Source organism: Microcystis wesenbergii FACHB-1317, from assembly GCF_014696875.1.
GTDB classification, from domain to species: Bacteria; Cyanobacteriota; Cyanobacteriia; order Cyanobacteriales; family Microcystaceae; genus Microcystis; species Microcystis wesenbergii_A.
The window spans coordinates 1-22,591 of the sequence record NZ_JACJQV010000116.1 but is presented as its reverse complement, the minus strand read 5'-3'; the positions used below and the strand labels follow the sequence as shown (position 1 = coordinate 22,591).

At 42.7% G+C, this 22,591-nt stretch carries 20 protein-coding genes; 5 read left to right on the top strand and 15 right to left on the bottom strand.

Annotated features, from left to right (window positions below; genetic code table 11):
• Positions 1 to 752: 752 nt before the first annotated feature.
• Together pstB (H6F92_RS09235) and pstA (H6F92_RS09230) are read right to left on the bottom strand one after the other, a co-directional pair.
• Positions 753 to 1,565, bottom strand: coding sequence for a phosphate ABC transporter ATP-binding protein PstB (gene pstB, locus H6F92_RS09235; protein WP_190357624.1), 813 nt, complete (start codon positions 1,563 to 1,565; stop codon positions 753 to 755).
• 8 nt (positions 1,566 to 1,573) lie between these two features.
• Positions 1,574 to 2,401: a phosphate ABC transporter permease PstA gene (pstA, locus tag H6F92_RS09230; RefSeq protein WP_242030068.1), complete on the bottom strand. Its 828-nt coding sequence runs from the start codon at positions 2,399 to 2,401 to the stop codon at positions 1,574 to 1,576.
• A 199-nt stretch (positions 2,402 to 2,600) separates the two neighbouring features.
• Between pstA (H6F92_RS09230) and H6F92_RS09225 the strand changes: the two genes are divergently transcribed.
• A complete protein-coding gene (locus H6F92_RS09225) occupies positions 2,601 to 3,596 on the top strand; it encodes a PstS family phosphate ABC transporter substrate-binding protein (protein WP_190357625.1) in 996 nt (331 codons plus the stop codon).
• A gap of 52 nt (positions 3,597 to 3,648) precedes the next feature.
• Here H6F92_RS09225 and pstB (H6F92_RS09220) read toward each other — a convergent pair whose 3' ends face one another.
• The 9 genes from pstB (H6F92_RS09220) to pstS all read right to left on the bottom strand — a co-directional run bounded on the left by pstB (H6F92_RS09220) (position 3,649) and on the right by pstS (position 12,983).
• The gene (pstB, locus tag H6F92_RS09220) at positions 3,649 to 4,455 is read right to left on the bottom strand and encodes a phosphate ABC transporter ATP-binding protein PstB (protein WP_002752756.1); all 807 of its coding nucleotides are present in this window, start codon (positions 4,453 to 4,455) and stop codon (positions 3,649 to 3,651) included.
• The gene (gene pstA, locus H6F92_RS09215) at positions 4,449 to 5,372 is read right to left on the bottom strand and encodes a phosphate ABC transporter permease PstA (protein WP_002745947.1); all 924 of its coding nucleotides are present in this window, start codon (positions 5,370 to 5,372) and stop codon (positions 4,449 to 4,451) included. Before pstA (H6F92_RS09215) ends, pstB (H6F92_RS09220) begins: the two co-directional genes overlap by 7 nt.
• A gap of 2 nt (positions 5,373 to 5,374) precedes the next feature.
• Entirely contained in the window at positions 5,375 to 6,310 is a 936-nt protein-coding gene (gene pstC, locus H6F92_RS09210) for a phosphate ABC transporter permease subunit PstC (RefSeq protein WP_002745948.1), read from the bottom strand.
• Between the two features lie 92 nt (positions 6,311 to 6,402).
• Positions 6,403 to 7,428 carry a PstS family phosphate ABC transporter substrate-binding protein gene (locus H6F92_RS09205; protein ID WP_081417876.1) on the bottom strand — a complete coding sequence of 342 codons (1,026 nt, stop codon included), beginning with the start codon at positions 7,426 to 7,428 and terminating at the stop codon, positions 6,403 to 6,405.
• A 334-nt stretch (positions 7,429 to 7,762) separates the two neighbouring features.
• The gene (gene pstB / locus H6F92_RS09200; RefSeq protein ID WP_190357623.1) at positions 7,763 to 8,560 is read right to left on the bottom strand and encodes a phosphate ABC transporter ATP-binding protein PstB; all 798 of its coding nucleotides are present in this window, start codon (positions 8,558 to 8,560) and stop codon (positions 7,763 to 7,765) included.
• 179 nt (positions 8,561 to 8,739) lie between these two features.
• Positions 8,740 to 9,543 (bottom strand): phosphate ABC transporter ATP-binding protein PstB, encoded by an 804-nt coding sequence (gene pstB, locus H6F92_RS09195; RefSeq protein ID WP_190357622.1) that lies wholly within the window; start codon positions 9,541 to 9,543, stop codon positions 8,740 to 8,742.
• A 200-nt stretch (positions 9,544 to 9,743) separates the two neighbouring features.
• A complete protein-coding gene (gene pstA, locus H6F92_RS09190) occupies positions 9,744 to 10,637 on the bottom strand; it encodes a phosphate ABC transporter permease PstA (RefSeq protein ID WP_052277165.1) in 894 nt (297 codons plus the stop codon).
• A 170-nt stretch (positions 10,638 to 10,807) separates the two neighbouring features.
• Positions 10,808 to 11,767, bottom strand: a complete 960-nt coding sequence (gene pstC / locus H6F92_RS09185) for a phosphate ABC transporter permease subunit PstC (protein WP_190357621.1) — start codon at positions 11,765 to 11,767, stop codon at positions 10,808 to 10,810.
• A 94-nt stretch (positions 11,768 to 11,861) separates the two neighbouring features.
• Positions 11,862 to 12,983 carry a phosphate ABC transporter substrate-binding protein PstS gene (pstS, locus tag H6F92_RS09180; RefSeq protein ID WP_190357620.1) on the bottom strand — a complete coding sequence of 374 codons (1,122 nt, stop codon included), beginning with the start codon at positions 12,981 to 12,983 and terminating at the stop codon, positions 11,862 to 11,864.
• 503 nt (positions 12,984 to 13,486) lie between these two features.
• On the opposite strand from pstS, the gene H6F92_RS09175 reads away from it, so the two are divergent.
• Positions 13,487 to 14,521 carry a PstS family phosphate ABC transporter substrate-binding protein gene (locus H6F92_RS09175; protein WP_190357619.1) on the top strand — a complete coding sequence of 345 codons (1,035 nt, stop codon included), beginning with the start codon at positions 13,487 to 13,489 and terminating at the stop codon, positions 14,519 to 14,521.
• Positions 14,522 to 14,670: 149 nt separating this feature from the next.
• On the opposite strand, the gene H6F92_RS09170 is transcribed toward H6F92_RS09175, so the two are convergent.
• The 3 genes from H6F92_RS09170 to H6F92_RS09160 form a co-directional block, all read right to left on the bottom strand.
• A complete protein-coding gene (locus H6F92_RS09170; RefSeq protein ID WP_190357618.1) occupies positions 14,671 to 16,212 on the bottom strand; it encodes a ferredoxin--nitrite reductase in 1,542 nt (513 codons plus the stop codon).
• Positions 16,213 to 16,632: 420 nt separating this feature from the next.
• Positions 16,633 to 17,667, bottom strand: a complete 1,035-nt coding sequence (gene trpD / locus H6F92_RS09165) for an anthranilate phosphoribosyltransferase (protein ID WP_190357617.1) — start codon at positions 17,665 to 17,667, stop codon at positions 16,633 to 16,635.
• A 79-nt stretch (positions 17,668 to 17,746) separates the two neighbouring features.
• Positions 17,747 to 18,274, bottom strand: coding sequence for a GIY-YIG nuclease family protein (locus H6F92_RS09160; protein WP_190357616.1), 528 nt, complete (start codon positions 18,272 to 18,274; stop codon positions 17,747 to 17,749).
• A 193-nt stretch (positions 18,275 to 18,467) separates the two neighbouring features.
• On the opposite strand from H6F92_RS09160, the gene H6F92_RS09155 reads away from it, so the two are divergent.
• Both H6F92_RS09155 and H6F92_RS09150 read left to right on the top strand, forming a co-directional pair.
• The gene (locus tag H6F92_RS09155) at positions 18,468 to 19,055 is read left to right on the top strand and encodes an L-threonylcarbamoyladenylate synthase (RefSeq protein ID WP_190357615.1); all 588 of its coding nucleotides are present in this window, start codon (positions 18,468 to 18,470) and stop codon (positions 19,053 to 19,055) included.
• Positions 19,010 to 19,867: a sensor histidine kinase gene (locus tag H6F92_RS09150; protein ID WP_190357614.1), complete on the top strand. Its 858-nt coding sequence runs from the start codon at positions 19,010 to 19,012 to the stop codon at positions 19,865 to 19,867. Before H6F92_RS09155 ends, H6F92_RS09150 begins: the two co-directional genes overlap by 46 nt.
• On the opposite strand, the gene H6F92_RS09145 is transcribed toward H6F92_RS09150, so the two are convergent.
• Positions 19,803 to 20,273 carry a GNAT family N-acetyltransferase gene (locus tag H6F92_RS09145; RefSeq protein WP_190357613.1) on the bottom strand — a complete coding sequence of 157 codons (471 nt, stop codon included), beginning with the start codon at positions 20,271 to 20,273 and terminating at the stop codon, positions 19,803 to 19,805. The genes H6F92_RS09150 and H6F92_RS09145 overlap by 65 nt on opposite strands.
• 736 nt (positions 20,274 to 21,009) lie before the next feature.
• On the opposite strand from H6F92_RS09145, the gene H6F92_RS09140 reads away from it, so the two are divergent.
• Complete coding sequence (locus H6F92_RS09140; RefSeq protein ID WP_190357612.1) at positions 21,010 to 22,173, top strand: ISAs1 family transposase; 1,164 nt, start codon at positions 21,010 to 21,012, stop codon at positions 22,171 to 22,173.
• Positions 22,174 to 22,591: the final 418 nt, after the last annotated feature.

Genomic DNA, 22,591 nt, shown 5'->3' with positions numbered 1-22,591 from the left:
TTCTCTCAATAACAGAGGGACAGAGGTGGTTAGCTGAACGTTGGGAAAAACTGATAGTTTTATCGACGTAAGAAGCAGAAAAATTAGCTAAATTAACAGGATGTACTCTCAGACAATTTGAAGAGAGATAGGCTTTTAGTGGCTTGGGAACAAGCTTTATCAATTTATTCATAATCAAGATTGGCAGAGGATTAAAGATTAGTTATTGTGACTAACTATTTTGGTTAGAAAAAGATAAACTTGAGAATTTTCATTCAAATTTATTGACTCAAAATCCGCTGTACTTAATTTAAATGAATCAACCCTACTAGGGCAAGGGGGGCAATTAACTAGGGTTTGCGGCAAAAAGTTTGTTGGTGGGGTTAGGAGTCGGTCGTCTCCGAGTCAGGCTTCGGCCGTGAGCTTTTGTCGAACGCAAAAGCTCACGCCGAGGTCCGAACGGAGTCAGGAGTTTCAGGCTTTGTTGCCCTCTCTTTTTGTACTAAATTGTGTACTAAAAGAAGGATAATGCCAGGTTTTTGAGAGTCCCAATCCGATTTTCGCAGCATGAACATCGGATTTTAACAGGTCAAAAGCCTTATTTTCAAAGGGTTTTACCATTATTCAGCCAGCCCTAACTATCTCTGCCATTACTTTTGAAAAATGGTATGACTTAATACATACTGCTCACTAAAAACTCAAATCCGATCAGTGATCAGTGATCAGTGATCACTGATCACTGATAGCTGTCTCCCGTCCCCTGATCAGAGAAATTAACCGAATCTACCGGCTACATAATCGCGAGTTTGTTGATTAACTGCATCGGTGAAAATTTTCTGGGTGGTGTCAAATTCTACCAAACGACCGACGCGGGTTTCATCGGCATTAAAAAAGGCCGTGCGATCGGATACTCTAGAGGCCTGTTGCATATTATGGGTGACAATCACGATCGTGTATTGTTGCTTCAATTCATGGATTAATTCCTCGACTTTGAGGGTAGAAAGGGGGTCTAAGGCCGAACAAGGTTCATCCATTAATAATACTTTTGGTTTTACCGCCAAAGCGCGAGCAATACACAATCTTTGTTGTTGTCCTCCCGATAATCCTAAAGCGGATTTATTCAACAGATCTTTAACTTCATTCCAAAGAGCAGCCCCTTGTAAAGCTGATTCCACAATCCCATCTAATTCACTGCGACTAGCGGAACGATAAATTCTAATACCGTAGGCAATATTATCGTAAATACTAGCGGGAAAAGGGTTAGGGCGCTGAAACACCATGCCCACCTGTCGCCTTAAGGTATGAAGGTTAACTTTGGGGGCGTAGATATCTTGGCCAAAAAACCTAACTTTGCCCTTAACTGTCACTTGCCCCTCTAATTCCCCGATGCGATTGAGGGCTTTTAAAAGAGTGGATTTACCACAACCAGAGGGGCCGATCATGGCGGTTACTTGCCTTTGCGGGATTTGTAAAGAAACCCCTTCCAGGGCTTTTTTACTACCGTAGAAAAAGCTAAGATTTTCGACTTCGATCGCCGAATTAGCTAGAGAAGTAGGACTGTTCATGGCAGAGGAATCGATCATCATAAAAATGCTTAATTTGAGCGTTTACGAGTGACAAAACGGGAGAGAAGGCTAGTAATTAAAACTAAGATAATAAGGACTAAAGAAGCTGTCCAAGCCAGGGAATTTTGTTCAGGAAAGGGGGAACTAGCATAGTTATAAATCAACACCGTTAAAGCCGGTGTGGGCGACCAAAGACTTTCTTGCCAAAATTGACTAAATAAAGCCGTAAACATTAAGGGGGCGGTTTCTCCGGCAGCCCGGGCCACCGCTAATAATATCCCGGTCATAATCGGTGCGATCGCTGCTGGCAGGACAATGCGAAATACCGTATCGAAACGGGAACCCCCCAAAGCGGAGGAACCGAGACGGTAGGACATGGGTATTAGTTTTAGTGCCTCTTCCGTGGTTAAAGCGACGATGGGCAACATAATCACCCCTAAAGCAAAGGCCCCGGCTAAGGCAGAAAATTGTTTGGTAGTTAACACCAAAACCCCGAAGGAAAACACCCCGACAATAACGGAAGGGGTACTACTCAACACCACGATCGCAAAGCGCAGAATACCGCCAATTTTGGAACCCCGAGCGAATTCCGAGAGAAAAACCCCGGTGAGAATCCCCAGAGGTATGCTGCCGAGGGATGCTAAACCGACCATAGTTAAAGTCCCCACGATTGCATTGGCAAAACCATTGGGAACACTGGGATCGGAGCCAACTGGGGCGGGTAAAGAGGTGAAAACTTGCCAATTAAATCCGGGTAAACCTTCTTTGACAATTTGAAAGAGGATAGCGAATAAAGGCAGAATAGCGATGGGGGGGTCTTGCCTTTTGCCTTTTGCCTGTCCTGATATGTAGCGCATACTCAACGGATTTAGTATCAGACCCTACAGATAAACGTTTTTATTGTCCTTTCGTCCATCAGTTTGATGTGTTTTATATAACATTCAACTTTAGAATTCTTAATTGTATATATCAACTTTTTTTGAAATGATATTATGTGGTTATTGACTGATAACGGGGACAGAGACAATGAGTAAAAGCGACAAAAATTCTGTGAAAATGGTATTTTCTGCGTTAAGTATTTTGATAATTAGCCTACTGCCGGCCTGTAGCATAGGGGACTCTTCAGCTAATAAATCAATTAAAATTGATGGTTCTAGTACCGTATACCCGATTACCCAGGCCGTGGCGGAGAAATTCAAAAGCAGTCAACCGGGTACAGCAGAAGTGAGCGTAAAATTTTCGGGAACCTCTGGGGGATTTCGGGAATTCTGTGAAGGAAAAACTGATATTAGCAATGCCTCTCGACCGATTCAAGCCGATGAGATGTCCCTGTGTAATCGCTATGGCGTAAGATATATTGAATTACCCGTGGCTTTTGATGCCTTAACTGTAGTCGTTAATCAGGAAAATAACTGGATTGATAGCATTACCCTAGAAGAATTAAAGAAAATGTGGGAACCGGCTGCTGAGGGTAAAATTACCAATTGGAATCAAATCAGACCGGAATTCCCCAATAAACCCCTAAATCTCTTTGGTGCAGGCCAAGATTCCGGAACTTTTGACTATTTTACCGAAGCTGTGGTCGGTAAATCCGGTGCTAGTCGTAAGGATTATGTAGCCAGCGAGGATGATAACACTTTAGTCCAGGGAGTCAGTCAAGATCCGAATGCTCTTGGTTACTTTGGACTAGCTTATTATGAACAAAATCCCCAAAAATTGAAAGCTTTAGGCATTGATAGCGGTAAAGGGGCGATTTTACCCTCTAGAGAAACCGTAGTTAACTCCCAATATCAACCCCTTGCTCGACCTTTATTTATCTACGTCAATGCGGAGAAAGCGCAAAAAAGCCGAGCTTTACAGGAATTTGTGGAGTATTACCTCGATAATGCCGAGAGTATTGTTAAAGAAGTCGGTTATATCCCCCTAACGGATGAACATTACCATTTAGCCACAGTTACCTTCTTTAACGGTGAAGTGGGAACGGTTTTCGGAGGACAATCGCAATTTGATGTCACCCTAGCGGAATTATTGCGGCAAAAAGCCAAGTTTTAGAGGAGAGCGTTGGGGAGATAATTGCTTTCTCTCCCCAAACAATGGCGATTTTTTAACCAAATCGACCGCTAATATATTCTTTTGTTTTCTCGTGAGTTGGTTCTTGAAACATAATTTTAGTTTGTCCAAACTCCATCAGTTCACCCAAATACATAAAAGCTGTGTAATCAGAAATCCGGGCTGCCTGTTGCATACTGTGGGTGACGATTAAAATGGTAACTTTTTCCTCTAATTTACCAATTAGTTCTTCTATACTATTAGTGGCGATCGGATCGAGAGCGGAAGTGGGTTCATCAAAGAGGATAATTTCAGGATCCGTAACTAAAGCGCGGGCAATACAGAGACGTTGTTGTTGTCCCCCCGATAAATCGTAGGCACTGGTGTTGAGACGATCCTTGACTTCATCCCACAAAGCGGCACCGCGCAAAGCTTGTTCTACTTTATAATCGATAAACTCCCGTTTTTTTTCACCCCTAACCCGCAAACCGTAGGCGACATTTTCGTAAACAGATTTCGGGAAAGGGTTCGGTTTTTGGAAAACCATACCAATCCGCATCCGCACCTCGATCGGATCGACCTTGTGATCTAAAATATTGACGGTATCGATATAAATGCCCCCTTCGTAGCGATTAGCGGCATAAAGGTCGTGCATTCGATTAAAACAGCGCAAAAGCGTCGTTTTACCGCAGCCAGAGGGGCCAATTAGAGAGGTTACTTGTCTTTCGGGAATGGTGAGATTGATACTTCGCAAAGCGGGTTTATTGGTGCCAGCGTAGTAAAAGTCAAGGTTTCTCACCTCAGCTTTTGGTTGAAATTCTTTGATATTAGACATCATCGAGGGAAAAATAGAGTTTACCATTTGATACCTTTGCGGAAACGATAGCGGAGATAGATAGCTACAGCGTTCATACCGAGAGTCATCACAATCAACACTGTACCAGCGGCTGCTGCATTGACTTCGAATTCTGGCTCTGGACGAGAAACCCAGTTAAACATCTGGATAGGCATGACTGTAAAGGGTGCTTTCAGCCAATTAAAGTTAATAAAGGGAAAATTTGCTTGTAAAGGAGCATCGGGTAGAAAAGCAATAAACGTGAGCGCACCAATAGTAATCACGGGAGCCGTTTCTCCAATCGCTCTGGAAAGCCCGATGATCACACCAGTTAGGATACTACCGAAGGAGTAGGGAAGAATATGATCGGCCACTACTTGCCATCTACTTGCTCCCACGGCATAGGCCGCTTCCCGGAGACTGTTGGGTATTGCCCGAATTGCCTCTCTGGTGGTGACAATAACCACAGGTAGGATCAGCAAAGCTAGGGTTAAACCGGCGGCAATAATACTTTGTCCGAGATTGAATTGATAGACAAATAAACCGAGGGCGAGTAAACCATAGATAATTGAGGGAACACCCGCTAAATTAGTGACGTTAATCTCAATAATTGCTGAAAGCCAATTTTTCTTACTATATTCTTCCAGATAAATTCCCGCCGCAATACCGAGAGGAATCGCAATCAAGGCTGTTACCAACATCACTAGCAAGGTTCCCACCCAAGCGGAAAGAATACCAGCTTCTTCAGGGTGACGACTAGGAAAAGAAGTAAAAAACTGGGGGGTAATGCGCGGCAACCCTGCCATCATCATCTGGGCAATCAGGATAAAGAGAATTAGGGTAGAAACAAAAATAATCAACAACCCTAAGCCAGAAAATACAGTGCTAATCAGCTTGCGCCTTTCAATATTAGCTCTTAAATTCGATAATTGTTCTTTTTCCATGATTAGTAAACCTCCCGATATTTTTTGGCGAGGAAATAACCGATAATATTAAAGATTAAAGTCAAAATGACTAGCATAATACCGGCCGCAAAAATTGATTGATACTCGATCGAACCGTGGGGTAAATCGCCTAAACTAACCTGAACAATATAAGCGGTAATGGTGGCCGCTTCACTAAAGGGATTGAAGGTTAAATTTGGCTGTAATCCTGCAGCGATCGCTACAATCATCGTTTCTCCCACGGCCCTGGAAACTCCTAAAATATAAGCGGCACTAATACCAGAAATAGCGGCAGGCAAAACCACATTTAAAGCAGTTTGTAAACGAGTTGCTCCGGTAGCGTAGGAACCTTCCCGGAGGGTCAAAGGTACGGCACGCATGGCATCTTCACTGATGGAACTAATCAGGGGAATAATCATTAATCCCATGACCAAACCAGCACTGAGCATATTAAATGAAGGTAAGTCAGGCAAAAAAGTCTGTAGGAAAGGTGTGACATTTAAAAAGGCAAAATAACCATAAACTACTGTCGGTATAGCCGCCAATAATTCTAGACAAGGTTTAACCACTTCTCGCAGGCGCGGGGGGGCAAATTCACTGAGATAAATAGCGGCAATTGTTCCCAAAGGAACAGCGACAAACATCGCCACGATCGAAGTGGTTAAGGTTCCCGAAAGTAGCGGTATAATACCATAACGAGGATCGGCAAAAAGCGGACTCCAAACCGTATCGGTTAGGAATTGAATCAGGGGAACTTTCTCGAAAAAATGCACGGATTCTAGAATCAAAACCTCCATAATGCCGATAGTGGTGGCCACAGAGGAAAAAGCCGCCAAAAATAGAATAACTTCAATAATAGTCTCTTTGAGGTTGCGAATCTTTTTGGGAGTAGCTGCCTGAATCCAGACACTCTCTGATTTAATTGCTGGTTTAGTCATGCTTTAAATATCTAGTTGCTGGGTTTTTTAATTCAACTCCAAAAATGGGGAAGATAATCGCTTCCCCATTCCATTTATTGGCAGATAAGCAACTATTCTTTAGCTTCTAGCCGAACAATATCTTGGATGGTTAAACCCACCACATCTCGGCCAACGAATACACTCCCTGTTTTATTATTTCTAAAGTTTCTCATTACCGATTGATAGACATTAGCGGGTAAAGGAACATACTTAACTTCCCGGACTAATTTGGGAGCATTGTTGATGAAAAATTCGACAAAACTTTTTACCTCTGGACGTTTAGCCGCATTAGCATTAACGTAGATAAAAACAGGACGGGAGAGGGGATTATATTTGCCGTTGTTGACATTTTCTGCTGAGGGAGATATGGCTCCTTTGCCGTTATCAATGGCTAGGGCTTTCAGACGACCTTTATTTGCTTCATAATAGGCATAGCCAAAGTAACCTAAAGCGTTACGATCTCTGATAACTCCCTGCACTAGAACGTTATCATCTTCACTGGGGGTAAAGTCGGTGCGACTTTTCTTCGATTCACCGACAATTGCCTCGGTAAAGTAATCGAATGTTCCCGAATCAGCACCTGGTCCGAACAGTTTTAGGTTGGCATTAGGCCATTTAGAATTAACTTGATTCCACTTAGTGATCTTCCCTTGAGCAGCGGGTTCCCACATTTTTTTCAGTTCAGAAACCTTGATGCTATTAAGGGGATTTTGTTTATTGACTACCACTGTTAAAGCATCAAAAGCGATCGGCAATTCTAAGAATTTAACGCCATTTTTAGCGCACAATTGACGCTCAGAATCCTTAATTGGACGAGAAGCATTAGAAATATCCGTTTCACCAGCACAGAATTTTTTAAAACCGCCACCTGTTCCCGAAATACCGACAGTTACTTGTGTCTGACGATTTATCTTTTGAAATTCTTCCGCTACTGCTTCTGTAATTGGGTAAACGGTGCTAGAACCATCAATTTTGATAGTATTGCGGCTTTGGGAATTAACCGCCGGGATGGTGAGAGCTAGGGCTGCTCCTACTGCCGCTAAACCAGCGCTGATTGTCCATCGATTTAGTTTGAATTGGAAATTCTGCATACTCATTTCGCTAATTATTGCTGGTTCGGGAATCAAAAAATTAACTTTTAGGTTGGATTGTACATAAAACCCTAAAATTATGATCAATTATTTTAGTTAATTTAAGGTTAAGGTTAAGATTTGGTTTGGTTAAATTCAGTTTAAGCTTGGGTTAATTAAGCTTAACTTAAACAAATATCTCTCACATTTTTGGTTATTTAAATTAGTTGATGACCACCCTATTGCAAATTAAAGTCAGTCAAAACGCTCAATAATGTAGTTTTATTAGATAATAACAAGAAAAAATCAGAACAAGTTGATTAACTCATCCCGATAATTGATCTCAAAAAGACTAAAGTAATTAACCAAAACGACCGCTAACATAATCTCTAGTGGACTCTTGAGCAGGATTTTGAAAGATAACCTCGGTGCGATCATATTCCACTAAATAACCCACTTTACCGCCTTTTGGGGTCGGTTCAGCATTATAAAAAGCCGTTAAATCAGAAACCCGCGACGCTTGTTGCATATTATGAGTGACAATAACTATGGTATATTGAGTTTTTAATTCGTGAATTAATTCCTCAATTTTTAGGGTAGAAATTGGATCGAGTGCCGCACAGGGTTCATCCATTAAAACAACTTCTGGTTCAACCGCAATAGCGCGGGCAATACATAACCTTTGTTGTTGTCCCCCCGATAAAGCTAAACCACTTTCTTTGAGTTTATCTTTAACATCATCCCAGAGAACGGCCTTTTTTAAAGAGTCCTCCACTAATTGATCCATATCGCCGATGTAACCATTTAAGCGCGCCCCAAAAGCGATATTTTCATAGATAGATTTAGGAAAAGGATTCGGTTTCTGAAAAACCATACCAATACGACTGCGTAACCCGATAGGATTAACGGAATTACCATAAATATCTTGACCGCGAAAGGTAACTTTTCCCTCAATTTTGGCACTTTTAACCAGATCATTCATGCGATTAAAACAGCGCAAAACTGTACTTTTTCCGCAACCAGAGGGACCAATAAAAGCGATCACTTTTTTCTCAGGAATATCAAGGTTAACATCACGAACGGCGAGATTAGAACCATAGTAAACATTTAAGTGTTTGGTTCTCAAAACCGCATCGGTAACAACATCGGTACTATACATAATCTTTAAAGGAATAGGTGTTGGGTGTTTTTTTCAGTGACCAGTGAACAGTAAACAGTAATCAGTGAAAAGAAAACTCCAAACTTGCCACTTTATACTGATAACTGATAACTGATAACTGATAACTGATAACTGATAACTGATAACTGATAACTGATAACTGATAACTGATAACTGATTTAGCCAAAACGTCCACTGACATAATCTTTAGTTGCTTGTTCTTGAGGATCACCGAAGATTTTGTCCGTATGATCAAACTCGACTAGATAACCAATTTTGCCACCTTTATCGGTGGGTTCAGCGTTATAAAAAGCCGTTAAATCCGCTACTCTAGTAGCTTGTTGCATATTGTGAGTAACAATAATAATTGTATAACGTTCTTTTAATTCGTGCATTAATTCCTCAACTTTTAAAGTTGAAATTGGATCGAGTGCCGAACAGGGTTCATCCATTAATAATACTTCTGGTTGAGCGGCAATAGCGCGAGCAATACATAATCTTTGTTGTTGTCCCCCCGATAGGGAAAAACCGCTTTCTTTCAGTTTATCTTTTACTTCTTCCCAGAGAGCAGCCCGACGCAGGGATTTTTCTACTAAGTCATCTAAATCGCCTTTATCACCATTTAATCGCGCTCCGTAAACCACATTATCATAGATGGATTTGGGAAAAGGATTAGGGCGCTGGAACACCATACCGATATATTTTCTGACTTCGACAGGATCCACCTCTTGAGAGTAAATATCCTGGTTATCATAAAAAACTTTGCCGTCAATACGAAAACCGTGAATTAAATCATTGAGACGATTAAAACACCTGAGAATGGTACTTTTTCCACAGCCAGAGGGTCCGATAAAAGCGGTGACTTTATTTTTGGGAATATCGATCGAAACGTCTCGTACTGCTCGATAATTTCCATAGTAAATATTAGCCTTATCGACCTTTAAAACGGTTCCTGTAGAATGGGGGTTAGAGTTAGTTAGCATAAATTATTTCCCTTGAATTTGACTAATTGATGAATTGGAAAGATAGGTGGATTTTTACTTAAATATCCCTTTTTGCTTTTCACTTTTTCCCTGACTTAAGTAGAGAGGCACAATTATTTGTAGGATGGGTTAGCGGGAGCGTAAACTATGCGGGCGTTGGGTTTCATGCTTCAACCCAACCTACGTTCTTTTTCCTTGACTTAATAGGTTTTCTGGCGCGTGGCTAAACGGGATAAAATGTTAGTTAACAACACCAAAAGCACCAGAATTAAAGCACCTGCCCAAGCTAATTGCTGTTGAGGGGCAAAAGGGGCAGTAGCAAAGTTGAAAACTAAGACCGAAAGGGTGGCAATCGGTTCAAAGACACCCCGAGGCCAAAAGTTAGAGAATAATGCCGTAAAAATTAAGGAGGCGGTTTCCCCGGCAGCCCTAGCAATTGCTAAAGTCACACCGGTTAAAATAGCGGGAACTGCGGCAGGAAGGACGATTTTTAGGACGGTTTGGTAGTTATAGGCCCCTAAACCCATGGCTGCCCAGCGGATGTCTTGGGGAACGATTTTTAAAGCCTCATCGGTGGTTCTAATAATAGTCGGTAACATTAACACCGCTAAACCGATCGAACCAGCTAGGGCAGAAAAGCCTAAAAGGGCTGTTCCTTCGCCAAATAAGGGCGCAACTAACAAACCGAAGGCGAAAACCCCGACAATAATCGAAGGGACACCCGCTAAAACGTTGGTAGCAAAGCGCACACCCTGGGCAAGTTTGTTATCACCGCTAAATTCCGAGAGATAAACCGCCGCTAAAACGCCGATGGGAACTGCGATCGCTGTGGCTAGGGCAACGACGATAATTGTGCCTAAAATGGCGTTAGCGATGCCTCCTCCTCCTAACCCCGGCGGTGGCGGTAATTTAGTAAAGAGATTAGCGTTTAAACGACCCACCCCTTGCACAAAAACGAAGCCTAGGACGGCAAAGAGGGGAATCACGGTGACGGCTAAACATAAAGCCGAGAGAACGGTCATAATTGTCCCCAATAGCGATCGAGGACTACTCGGTTTCTTTTTGAGATTATTGCCTAAATTCGCACTATCCATGTCAGTTATCAGTTATCAGTTATCAGTTATCAGTGAACAGTAATCAGTTATCAGTGATTAGTAAACAGTGATTAGTAAACAGTGAAAAGACAGCAGTAAACTGCCATTTGATGATGATCACTTAATACTCAAAACTTAAAACTCAAAACTGATAACTGACGACCGATGGCTTAATACTTAGCTTTGACGCGATTAACGATTAATTCTGCGAAGATATTGACTACTAGGGTCAAAACCAAGAGAACAAAACCCGCATACATGAGTGCCGATACTTGCATTCCCGATGCTTCGGCGAATTGGTTAGCCAATAAGGAAGCGATCGTGTTAGCAGGGGCGAGAATAGAGGCACTAATGCGGTTAGAATTGCCGATAATCATCGTTACTGCCATGGTTTCCCCTAAAGCGCGCCCTAAAGCTAACATAATCCCCCCGACAATCCCAGAAAAAGCGGCGGGAATTAATACCCGAAAAATCGTTTCCCAACGGGTGGCCCCCAAGCCTAGGGAAGCTTGCCTTAGATCCGGCGGTAAAGCGGCCAAAGAGTCGCGAGAGATAGCGATAATAATCGGCAGGATCATAATTGCTAAAATAACCCCCGCCGGTAACATTCCAGGACCCCCTAAAGGAGTACTAAACAGAGGAATCCAACTAAAATTACCATTTAACCAGTTACCAAGGGGTCTGAGGATAGGAATCAATACAAAGATACCCCATAATCCGTAAACAACACTGGGAATAGCGGCCAAAAGTTGTACGAGAAAAACCAAAATTGTCCGCGCATTTAAGGGAATAAAATCTTCGCTTAAAAAAATGGCTGAACCGATACCGAGGGGAACAGCAATCAGGAGGGCAATCAGAGAACTAACGAGAGTTCCGTAGATAACGGGCAGAACTCCGAATTCTTCGCGACCGCGCACGGGATTCCAAGCACTACTGGTCAAAAATCCCAGACCAAAGGTTTGAATCGCCGGTAAAGCCCGAATAAAAATCACTAGGGCAATTAGGAGCAAAATTACCCCAATAGCGATGGCAAAGGCGGTAGTTAATCCAACAAAGCCTTTATCGAGGATTTTTTCCGATTCTGGACGTTCTTTAAAATTTGAGTCGGGTGAAACTGTGGGCGCACTCATGATTAGGGTTTAAATCCAGCTAGTTTGCGGTAGCTAAGGTCGAAATTGGCCTTTCTCCACTATTATTGTAACTTTGAATACATTTTTTCGGCTACTAATCCACCTTGATTGTGTAATCAGGATAGATGACATCGGCAGCGGCGGCTACTCGTTCCCGAACATTTTTCGGCAGGGGAATATAACCAAGGGGAGCTGCTTGTTCTTGTCCTTGGTTAAGTCCAAATTCAATCATCGCCTCCATTGCTAAAGCTTTTTGGGGATCGTTGTATTTTTTGTAAACCAACATCCAGGTATAGGTGACAATGGGATAGGAATTTTCCCCCGGCGGATCGACAATAAAAGCGCGTAAATTTTCAGGCAGTTCGACGTTAGCGAGGGTAGCGGCGGCGTTGGTTTCATCGGGGATAACAAATTGACCGGCTTGGTTTTGTAAAGTGGCCATGGGCAGGTTATTATTTTTAGCGAAACCGTACTCGATATAGCCAATCGAGCCTTGATTTTGTTGAATTAGGGCAGTTACACCTTCATTGCCCCTACCACCGAGAAATTTACCTTTTTTGGTCGGCCATTGTACGGCTTTTCCTTCACCGATGCTTTTTTTCCATTCGGGACTAACGGCGCTTAAAAACTTAGTAAAAACTCCCGTCGTCCCGCTACCGTCTGCCCGGTGAACTACGGTAATTTCTTCATCGGGTAGTTTTAAATCGGGGTTATCGGCGGCGATTTTGGCATCGTTCCAACGGGTAATCGTGCCTAAAAAGATGCCTACATAGGCTTCCCTACTTAGTTTCAGCCCTTCTACTCCGGGCAAATTATAAGCCATAACGATGCTTCCCGCCGTCATCGGTAGCAGTAAAACCCCGCGGCTAACTCTGGCCATATCCTCGTCACTCATGGCCACATCGGAAGCGCCAAAATCGATCGTACCTTGAATAAATTGTTCGACTCCCGCCCCGCTACCGGTGGATTGATAGTTAATTAGCAGCTTAGAAAATAGTTGATTGATGGTGACAAACCAGTTTTGATATAGGGGTGCGGGAAAAGAAGCACCCGCACCATTGAGGGCGACCTCTCCTTGCAGAGGAACTTGGGCGATCCTATTGCTTCCCTCTCCACTGGTTCCCGCCGTATCACCGCCCCCACAAGCGGTTAAAGTCGCTGTTAAAGTCGCTAGGGATAAGGCTGTTAGTAAATGGGTTCTGTTTCTGCTGGGCATAGGATTAATTTTGAGCCGTAAACTGCCTTAAATCTTACGCTAAAAGTTACCACTGCTTGGTAAAGAATAGGTTAAGAAGTGAATAAAAAAACATAATGTATTGTCAAGAAAAGTTTTCTCGATAACTAGACAAAAATCTCAACTTCTTTTACTATTTGTTTTGACTAAACATTAGTTTTAAGTAGGGAGGCACAATTATTTGTAGGATGGGTTAGCGGTAGCGTAACCCATGCGGGCGTTGGGTTTCATGCTTCAACCCAACCTACGTTCTTCTTTTACTATTTATTTTGACTAAACATTAGTTTTAAGTCGCAGGTAAGGCCGCTAACTTTTCCGGTTTAGATTAGGTTTTTCTCTTTCCCTACCATTATAGTGACGTAAAAACAACAAAGAAAAGATTAAGGTTTTTATCCATCATCCCTCAGCTTTTTTCTTCCCACTTCCCCACTGATAACTGAAAAGTCTCCCCAATACCCGTTTTTACTTTCTCCTTGTTGACACCTATGCTAGAAATTTTTACTCAGCTATCTCGTCCGACCAAAGTAGTCGCAACCATACTAGGAACTGCTCTACTTTTACCTGCTTGTGCCAATATTAATCCTCAAGACCTAAAACCAATTAAAATCGATGGTTCGAGTACCGTAGCACCAATTACTGATAAAGTTCTCGAAGATTTTAAAGCTAATACTCCTAACAAAGCTTTGGCTGATGTTAAAATTGACGCTAATATTTCAGGAACTGGCGGCGGTTTTAGAAAATTTTGTGCAGGAGAAACCGATATTAATAATGCTTCTCGGCCAATTTCTGTGGAAGAATTAAAAGAATGTGATACTAATAAGATAAGATTTATCGAACTACCGATCGCTTTTGATGCTTTAACCGTGGTAGTCAATCCCCAAAATAACTGGCTTGATGATATTTCGACTACAGAATTAAGAACTATTTGGGAACCCGCGGCCGAGAATAAAATCAAACGTTGGAATCAAATTAATCCCGCTTGGCCCGACCGACCGATTACCCTTCACGGGCCGGGTAAAGACTCCGGAACCTACGATTTTTTTAGTGAGGTAATTAACGGCAAAGATACCAGTCGTGGGGACGTTAATTTTAGTGAAGATGACGAAGCTTTAGTTAATGCCGTCAGTCAAGATGCCAACGCTTTGGGATATTTTGGCCACGCTTATTATGAACAAAATCGGGATAAATTAAAAGCTTTGAAAGTTAACGGTATCGAACCAACTCGCGGCAATGTAGAGGATAGTAAATATCAGCCCTTATCTCGTCCTTTGTTTATTTATGTTAATGCCCAAAAAGCCCAAGAGAATCCCGCTTTAGAGAAATTTGTCGAATATTATCTCGATCGAGTTCCCAATTTATTAGATAGTATTGGTTATATTCCCCTACCCGATGAGGCCTATCATTTGGCAAGGGTACAGTTGCAAAAATTTGAGGTAGGAACGGTTTTTGATGGCCGACCCCAACCCAATTTAACCATCGGGGAATTACTTCGTAAACAAGCCCAATTTGAAGCTAAGTAACGATTCCCATCTGGAAGGAAAATATATAGGAATTTTCCTGCTCCTATCTGCCTCCTAATATAGCAAGAGGTTTGCCAATTTCAGCCAACAGAGATACAGAAAAAAAGAGGGGATAAACCCCCCATTCAGCCTATCGAGAAACTTGTTAATTAACCTTTCGGTGTCGCCCCAAATTGTTCGATGAGGATAGAGGTTAACAGCGATTTTAGATCTTCACAGGGAATCCCTTTTTGTACACAACTTCCCAGGTGAGCATCTTTACCCACTTTACCCCCCATGTAGAGGTCAACTCCCTCCACGGTTTTGCCGTCTTTGCGCGCTTTTGTCCCCATCAAACCGATATCGGCCACTTGGGGTTGTCCGCAGGAGTTAGGGCAACCAGTCCAGTGCATACGCACACCCCGGGGGATATTTAATTCGGCATCTAACTGACTAATCAAGTCCACAGCCTTATTTTTGGTTTCAATCAGGGCAAAATTGCAGAATTGCGCCCCCGTGCAGGAAACGAGCGCTCGTTGTAAAGGAGTGGGATTGGGGGTAAACTTAGCCAGTAAAGGCTCGGTTAAAAGAGTCGGCATATTTTCAGCCGCTATATTGGGAATAATCACGTTTTGTTCCACGGTTAAACGCAATTCTCCGCTGCCATACACTTCGGCAATCCGGGCTAAATCGAACATATCATCGGCAAATAGACGACCAACGGGAACACAAAGACCGATATAGCTCAATCCCTCCTGTTTTTGGGGAAAAACTCCTAAATGATCTCGTTTTTCCCAGTCAATAGCGTCTTTTTCCGCTGCCGTTGCCAAGGGATAACCTAACTGATTGGCCACCCGGGTGCGGAATTCCTCAATTCCCCACTCATCAATTAACCACATTAAACGGGATTTTTGACGGTTGGCGCGCAATCCGTTGTCGCGGTAAACTTCTAAAATCCCTCGGCATAAATCCACCACTTCCTGATTCGGTCTCACCCAAACATTCATAGGAATTGCCGCTTCACAGCGTTTAGCCGAGAAAAAGCCACCTACCACGACATTAAAGCCTAATTCTCCCTCTTTATAAGCAGGAACAAAGGCAATATCGTTAATTTCCGCATGAACAGAATTATCCCGACCTCCCTCGATGGCAATATTAAATTTGCGGGGCAGATTGGTAAATTGATAATTACCTTGACCGCAGTTGGTAATCATATCTTGGACTTTTTGGACTAATTCCCTGGTGTCAATTAATTCATCCGCGTCTAGTCCTGCCATGGGTGAACCGGTAATATTTCTGACATTATCCATGCCCGATTGTACCGAAGTCATACCCACGGATTTTAGTCGTTGGAAAATATCAGGAATATCTTCGATACGAATACCGCGTAATTGTAAGTTCTGACGAGTAGTAATATCGGCATTACCATCATCGCCGTAACGCTGCACGATTTCCCCTAAAACGCGCATTTGCTCACCGCTAATAATGCCGTTAGGAACCCGCAAACGCATCATAAATTTACCCGGAGTGACGGGACGATAAAAAACCCCCACCCATTTTAAGCGATGTTCTAAATCGGTTTTATCCATCGCTTCCCAACCGATTTGGGCAAAATGATCTAGTTCATCTTTAATGGCTAATCCGTCTTTCTCGGCCTTAAATTTCTCGAATTTATTGAGAGTTGTTCCATCTTTTTCAGCTGCTTGTACCACGAATCTATCTCCTTCTGGTTTGTGGGTGTAATTGTTCTAGTTGGTGCGGGTTAGAAATGAAGAAATCGGGATTTAACAATAAGTATTCTGTAAAATACTGTCGTCATTAGCAAAAATTTAGTAATTTACCTAGTCTCTATTTGTTATTTAATTCTTTTTAACTTGGATAATTTTGTATTGTTTGTAACAGAAATCCTTTAACCATCGTGTTTAAGGATTTCTGTCATGCAGTAAGTGCATTGAGGTGGGGTGTGGGGTGTGGGGTGTGGGGTGTGGGGTGTGGGGTGTGGGGTGTGGGGAAGTGGGGAAGTGGGGAAGTGGGGTGTGGGGTGTGGGGTGTGGGGTGTGGGGAGATGGGGGAATAAATAAAAATAATCTCCTGTCTCCTGTCTCGGAGTCTCCTGTCTCCTCTGAATTTTCTTAAGCGAGAAACTTAATCAACTCCTCTAATTTTTGCCAAGCTAACCCACTGGCTAAAATCTCGCGAGCGAGGGCGAAACCAGCAGCATGATCGCCAAAAGTGACCTTTTCTGCCACCTGTAGGGCAAGAGAGGCATTAATCGCCACAGCATCCCGTTGAGCCGGCGTCCCCCCCCCTTGCAGAACATTTTTGAGTATTTCGGCATTTTCTGGCACTTCCCCACCTTTAATGGCATTTAAACTGGCTCTGGGGATAGAAATTGACAAGGGATCGATCGCCTCAGAAATCACCTCGCCATTATTTAATAAAGCCATATCGGTCAGCTCTCCCAACCCCACCTCGTCGAGTTTTTCCCGGCCGTGAACAATAATCGCCTTTGGGGTTCCCATTTCTGCTAAAGCTGTGGCCATGGGGGTGAGAAATTGCTGGTCATAAACCCCGATAACTTGACCTGTGGGACGGAGAGGATTAACTAGAGGACCCAGAAGATTAAAAACCGTGCGAACTTTCAGGGTTTTGCGGAGATTAGCCACACTTTTCAGGGCCGGATGCCAACCGGGGGCAAAAAGAAAAGTCACTCCCACCCCATCCAAAGCCGCCGCCACTTTCTCGCTAGGGGCGCTTAAATTAACCCCAAGATATTCTAGAACATCGGCCGAACCTACTTTACTGGAGGCAGAGCGATTGCCGTGTTTAGCCACTTTTACGCCCCCGGCGGCCGCCACAAAAGCCACAGCAGTGGAAATATTAAAAGTTGCGGCCCCGTCACCGCCGGTGCCACAGGTATCGATAACGGGAGTAGTATGGGGTTTAGGGTCTTCTAAGCGAGATTGTTGCCGTAAAACTCCGGCCATTCCCGCTAATTCCGCAGCCGAGACTCCTTTTGCTTGCAAAGCAGCTAAAATCGCCCCCGATAAAACTTCCGGAATCTGGCCGTTTAACCATCCGGTCATTAATTCTTCAGCTTGGTTAAGGGAAAGGGATTTTTGATCGAGTAGTTGCTGCAGTAGGTTTGGCCAGTCTTGATTGGTCATCGCTGTTCCATTGGTGTGGGGATGGGGCGATATACTATCATAGCGGTTTGTCTGGAGAATCGATCGCTCCTAGGAATTTTTACTTTAAATCGAGCAAACCCTGTTCTTTTAACTTGGGATTAAAACGAATTTCCATCTGTACTCCCCGTTTTTCTAGGGTTGATAAAATATCATTTTCCACTCGTCTGGATACCTGTTTTAATAACTTAATTTTCCCTAATTCGTCAGCACTTTGATAAATTTCTTTTTCTGTGTCAGTCATGGCTAATTTAGCATCAATTGGTTCTGTCCAGAGTTTTTCATTGCCGATTACTGCCTGACTTTCTCTTAGCCAAGCTTGTTTAATCGATTCGAGAATAGTTCGATTAGGACGCTCAATCACCTGTATTTTTAGCCAATAACAAGCTTGGGGCTGTCGGGCAAGATGTTGTTTTAAACTGAGATAAATATCACGAGAATAGCCGACAAAATCTAGGACTTGCTCTCGATTAAAAATGGCATAAACCCCGATTTTTCCCTGGAAATCAGCAGAGATATTACCCGTGGTATCTAGGTAGGGAATATATTCTAATTGTTGGAGATTAGCAAAAGTATCAGGCTCATTCATAATTAATCGTCGCTCATTGGTTGGAGATAAGTAGGTAGGTGTTAAAAACTTTCAGATACCCCGCTGATCAAGTAGGGTTGATTCAAGGTAGGGTTGATTCAAGGTAGGGTTGATTCATGAATCAACCCTACCCGTTTAAAATTGTACCAAAAAGTTTTAGGCTAAATTAGTCCCCAAAAATGATCAATTCTCAATGCCTACTGCTTCTCTTAACGAAATTGTTCACGCGGCCCTCAGTGGTCAAGTGGTTTCTTTTCCCACGGATACAGTCCCCGCTTTAGCGGTTTCTCCCCCCTATGCTGCCTTAGTTTTTGCCGCTAAAAAACGGACTTTTGATAAACCTTTAATTCTCATGGCGGCCTCAGCAGCAGATTTATGGGATTATGTCAAGGGAAATCAGGAAGAAAGGGAAATTTGGCGGCAAATGACCGAAAAACACTGGCCCGGCTCCCTAACTTTGGTTTTACCCGCTTCTGAAAAAGTGCCAAAAGTTCTTAACCCTAAGGATCCTAGCACGATCGGGATCCGAGTTCCTGCTCATGCGATCGCAAGAGAAATTCTCGGTCGAACTGGTGTTTTAGCGACCACAAGTGCTAATCTGTCAGGACAAGAGCCTTTATTAACTCCAGAAGCGATTATGACTACTTTTCCCTCGGTGATGGTGTTAGCGCCCACAGAAAGGCAAGCATGGGGAATAATTAATAGTGGACAACCCTCCACCGTCGCGCGTTGGCAATGTCAAAGATGGGATATCTTACGACAAGGGTCAGTTTTTCTGTAAATATGGACGATATTGACGCTTTAAAACGGGAATTACAGCAAACTCGCCTCGCTTATCAGATGGCTGTGGCAATTAATCACCTCAAAAGCAGTTTTTTGGCACGGGTTGCCCACGAGTTGCGATCGCCATTGAGCAGTATGATCAGTCTCCATCAACTGATTCTCGCCGATCTTTGTGAAAGTCCGGCCGAGGAAAGGGAATTTATCGCCCAGGGACAACTGGCGGGCTGTAAACTGATGGCAATGCTCGATGAGATGATTAATCTCTCCAAACTAGAGTCTGGTACTATACCTCTCGATCAAGAAATTTTTTCTTTAACTAAACTTTGGCAAGATTGGGCAAGTCTAACCTATTTACAGGCAGCTAATCGCAATATTAAGCTTAAATTTAGCCCTTTAACCGATGATATTGCTATTATTGCCGATTATCAATGTTTATCCTCCGCTCTTGTTCTTCTCGTCGATGCAGCGATCACCAACTTAACGAGTGGCTCTATTTGTATATCGGTAAGCGCCCTTGGCGAGAAAAAAGTCACTATTACCCTAGAATTTCCGGGGGAAATCGCTCTCTGGCAAATGCCAGAAATTTCTCCTTTGAGTTTAGAATCAAAGCCAGAAGAAGTCAAACAATTTACTCAAGCTCTCGGTCTTTCTCCCGGTCTTAAATTTCAGTTAGCGAAAGGCATTATCGAAGTCTCGGGGGGGGAAATGAGCTTAGATCAAATCGATAACAATAGTCAGGACAAGCTCACAGGGATCGTTTTTTCTTTACCTCGATCGCCGGACAGGAAAACTCCTCGGGATAACGATTAAATAATACCATCGTCGTGGTGGCGTTGCTTTGGAAGCCAATGCGCTGGTAAAAATTTTCTTGATTAGTAGTCATCAAATAGACTCTTTCCACCCGATTTATTCGGGGATGGGCCAAGACTGTTTCTACTAATTTACGCCCTAAACCGGCTCCCTGATAATCGGGATGAACGATCACATCCCAAATAGTTGCCCGATAAATGCCGTCAGAAGTGGCGCGAGCAAAACCAATTAATTGCCGCTCATTCCACACCGTCACCACCGGATCACTATAGTCAATTGCGGTTTCTAAATCTTCTAAACGGCGATCTATTGCCCAAAATGCGGTTAAATTAAATAATTCTCGTAGTTGCGATAGATCTATCTTGCTTTTATCCTCGTCAAACTGAATCTGACTACAATCAACCATGATATTTCCTTAGTCTAAGACTAAAAAATAGGGGAAGATATAGGGACGAGAAAGAGGATTCATGCTCCCTCGGGCTAATTTATGAGCAATTTTCCCTAATCTATTGTGTTTGATTATACTAAATGTCTAAGATAATCTCTAGTTGATTTATCGTGATTTCTTGACAAGTTATTAATCAGTGATCAGTGATCAGTTATCAGTGATCAGATGAGAGTTTTCAGTTCACCTGATGGTTCTTCGGTTTGTGTGATGCAATGGACGGAGTTCTAAGGGATGAAATCCTTACAGAGAAAGGCATTCTGCGATTTTTGTCAATTTCGCTCTAGAACGAACTAATCAATTAACTCTCTTGTCAAATAAGGATTTAGTCGATTTAGTCCACCTGATCGAACCATACCAAGTAACGAAGAACCTAATTAATTGGCAAGAGTTCTAATTAGGGCTGGCTGAAAATTACTGGAAGCCTTACTAGAAAACGATTTTAGGACTTTTTTAGCTAAAAAAGTGCAGGAAACAAACGTTGAGAAATCGATCCGAGGGACTCAAAACCCTGGCACTTTCCGGAGGCGATTGCAAAGGGTTCTGCTTCCCAGTCAGGGCAATCGCACACAATTCTTAAAGATACGCAATAAATCTACAAGATATCCTCATGTAATAGCAATTGGGAGATAAAGATTAAATTTTTCAAGTTAGGATACAGAATATTAACTATCTGTTTACAGGTTCGCGCAAAACAATGTTAACGGACAAATGTTCATCACCAACCGCCCTGATTGAAAAACACTTTGGCACTCTAAAAGACCCTAGAGCGGTACACAACATTGAGCATTTGCTGATAGATATCATTGTGATTACTATCTGTGCAACCATTTGTGGGGCGAACAACTGGGAAGCAGTTGCTGCCTATGGTATAGCCAAATATGAATGGCTAAAAACTTTTCTAGCTCTGCCTAATGGGATTCCCTCTCATGATACATTTATCCGATTATTTGCCCGTTTAAAACCAGAAGAACTCCAGTCATGCTTTATTAGTTGGATGCAAGCAGTTCATCAGGTGACCAATGGAGAACTCTTAAATGTGGACGGGAAAACCTTACGAGGGGCAAAGGAACGAGGAAATAACCGCAGTTTAATTCATATGGTAAGTGTCTGGTCAGCCACTAATCATTTGGTACTTGGTCAACGAAAAGTCGCTGAAAAATCCAATGAGATTACTGCTATTCCTGAATTATTGAAGATTTTAGAAATTCGAGGTTGTTTAGTAAGTATTGATGCCCTAGGATGTCAAACTGAAATTGCCTCTACAATTATTGAGCAAGGCGCTGATTATGTATTAGCATTGAAAGCTAATCAAGGCAATCTTTATGAAGATGTCACCCAATTGTTTAATAGCTCTGTAGCGCAACAAGATTCTAACAAAGTATTAAACCAATTTCAGACGACCCTTGAAAAGGGACATGGACGCATTGAAATCCGTCGTTATACCGTGATGGGAAACACCGAATACTTGTTAGGTGCGGAAAAATGGGAAGGACTGAAAAGTATTGGCATGGTGGAATCAGAACGTAGAGTTAATGGTCAAATTAGTGATGTTGAGCAACGTTACTACATTCTCAGTATTGAAAGCGATGTCAAACGTTTTGCCGAGGCTGTACGACATCATTGGAGTATTGAGAATCAATTACATTGGGTTCTGGATGTAGGTTTTAAGGAAGATTCTAGCAAGGGATGTCAGGGACATAGTGCTGAAAATTTAGCTGTGATGCGTCATATTGGTGTAAATCTATTGTCCCAAGAAAAGACTGCCAAGGTAGGTATTGAGAATAAGCGACTTAAAGCTGGTTGGAATAATCACTATCTCGAAACTGTTCTCGGTTGCCTTAATATTTTTACGAACTAAATGTTATTGGACTTTGGACAAAGGAAAAACTAATTTGCGTAAGAATTACGCAAATTAGTGTCGAATGCTCAAAATCCTTGCATTGACCGGAGACGCACCTTTGGTGAGTGCCGTAGTTGCGCTTTGGCGCTCGCTGACTAAACAAGGCGATCGCATCTAGAGACTGCCCCTATTTAGTGTTTATAAAAAAGAATCATGCTATATATGGGGCTTGACAAATTGCACCTGATTTTAACTTGTCACCAATGTCAGAGCAAGTGCAGAGGTCCGACTTTTTCAGCAAGCCCTATCTATACTTCAAACGGTTCAAGGGGTGACAAGGCGACTAAAAGGCTTGCTGGATAAGGCGCATAGCCGTTAGACCCCTAGAAAAATTCGGGTGTTTTCCAGGCTTGAGTCGAATCAAAGAAAAAGCGAG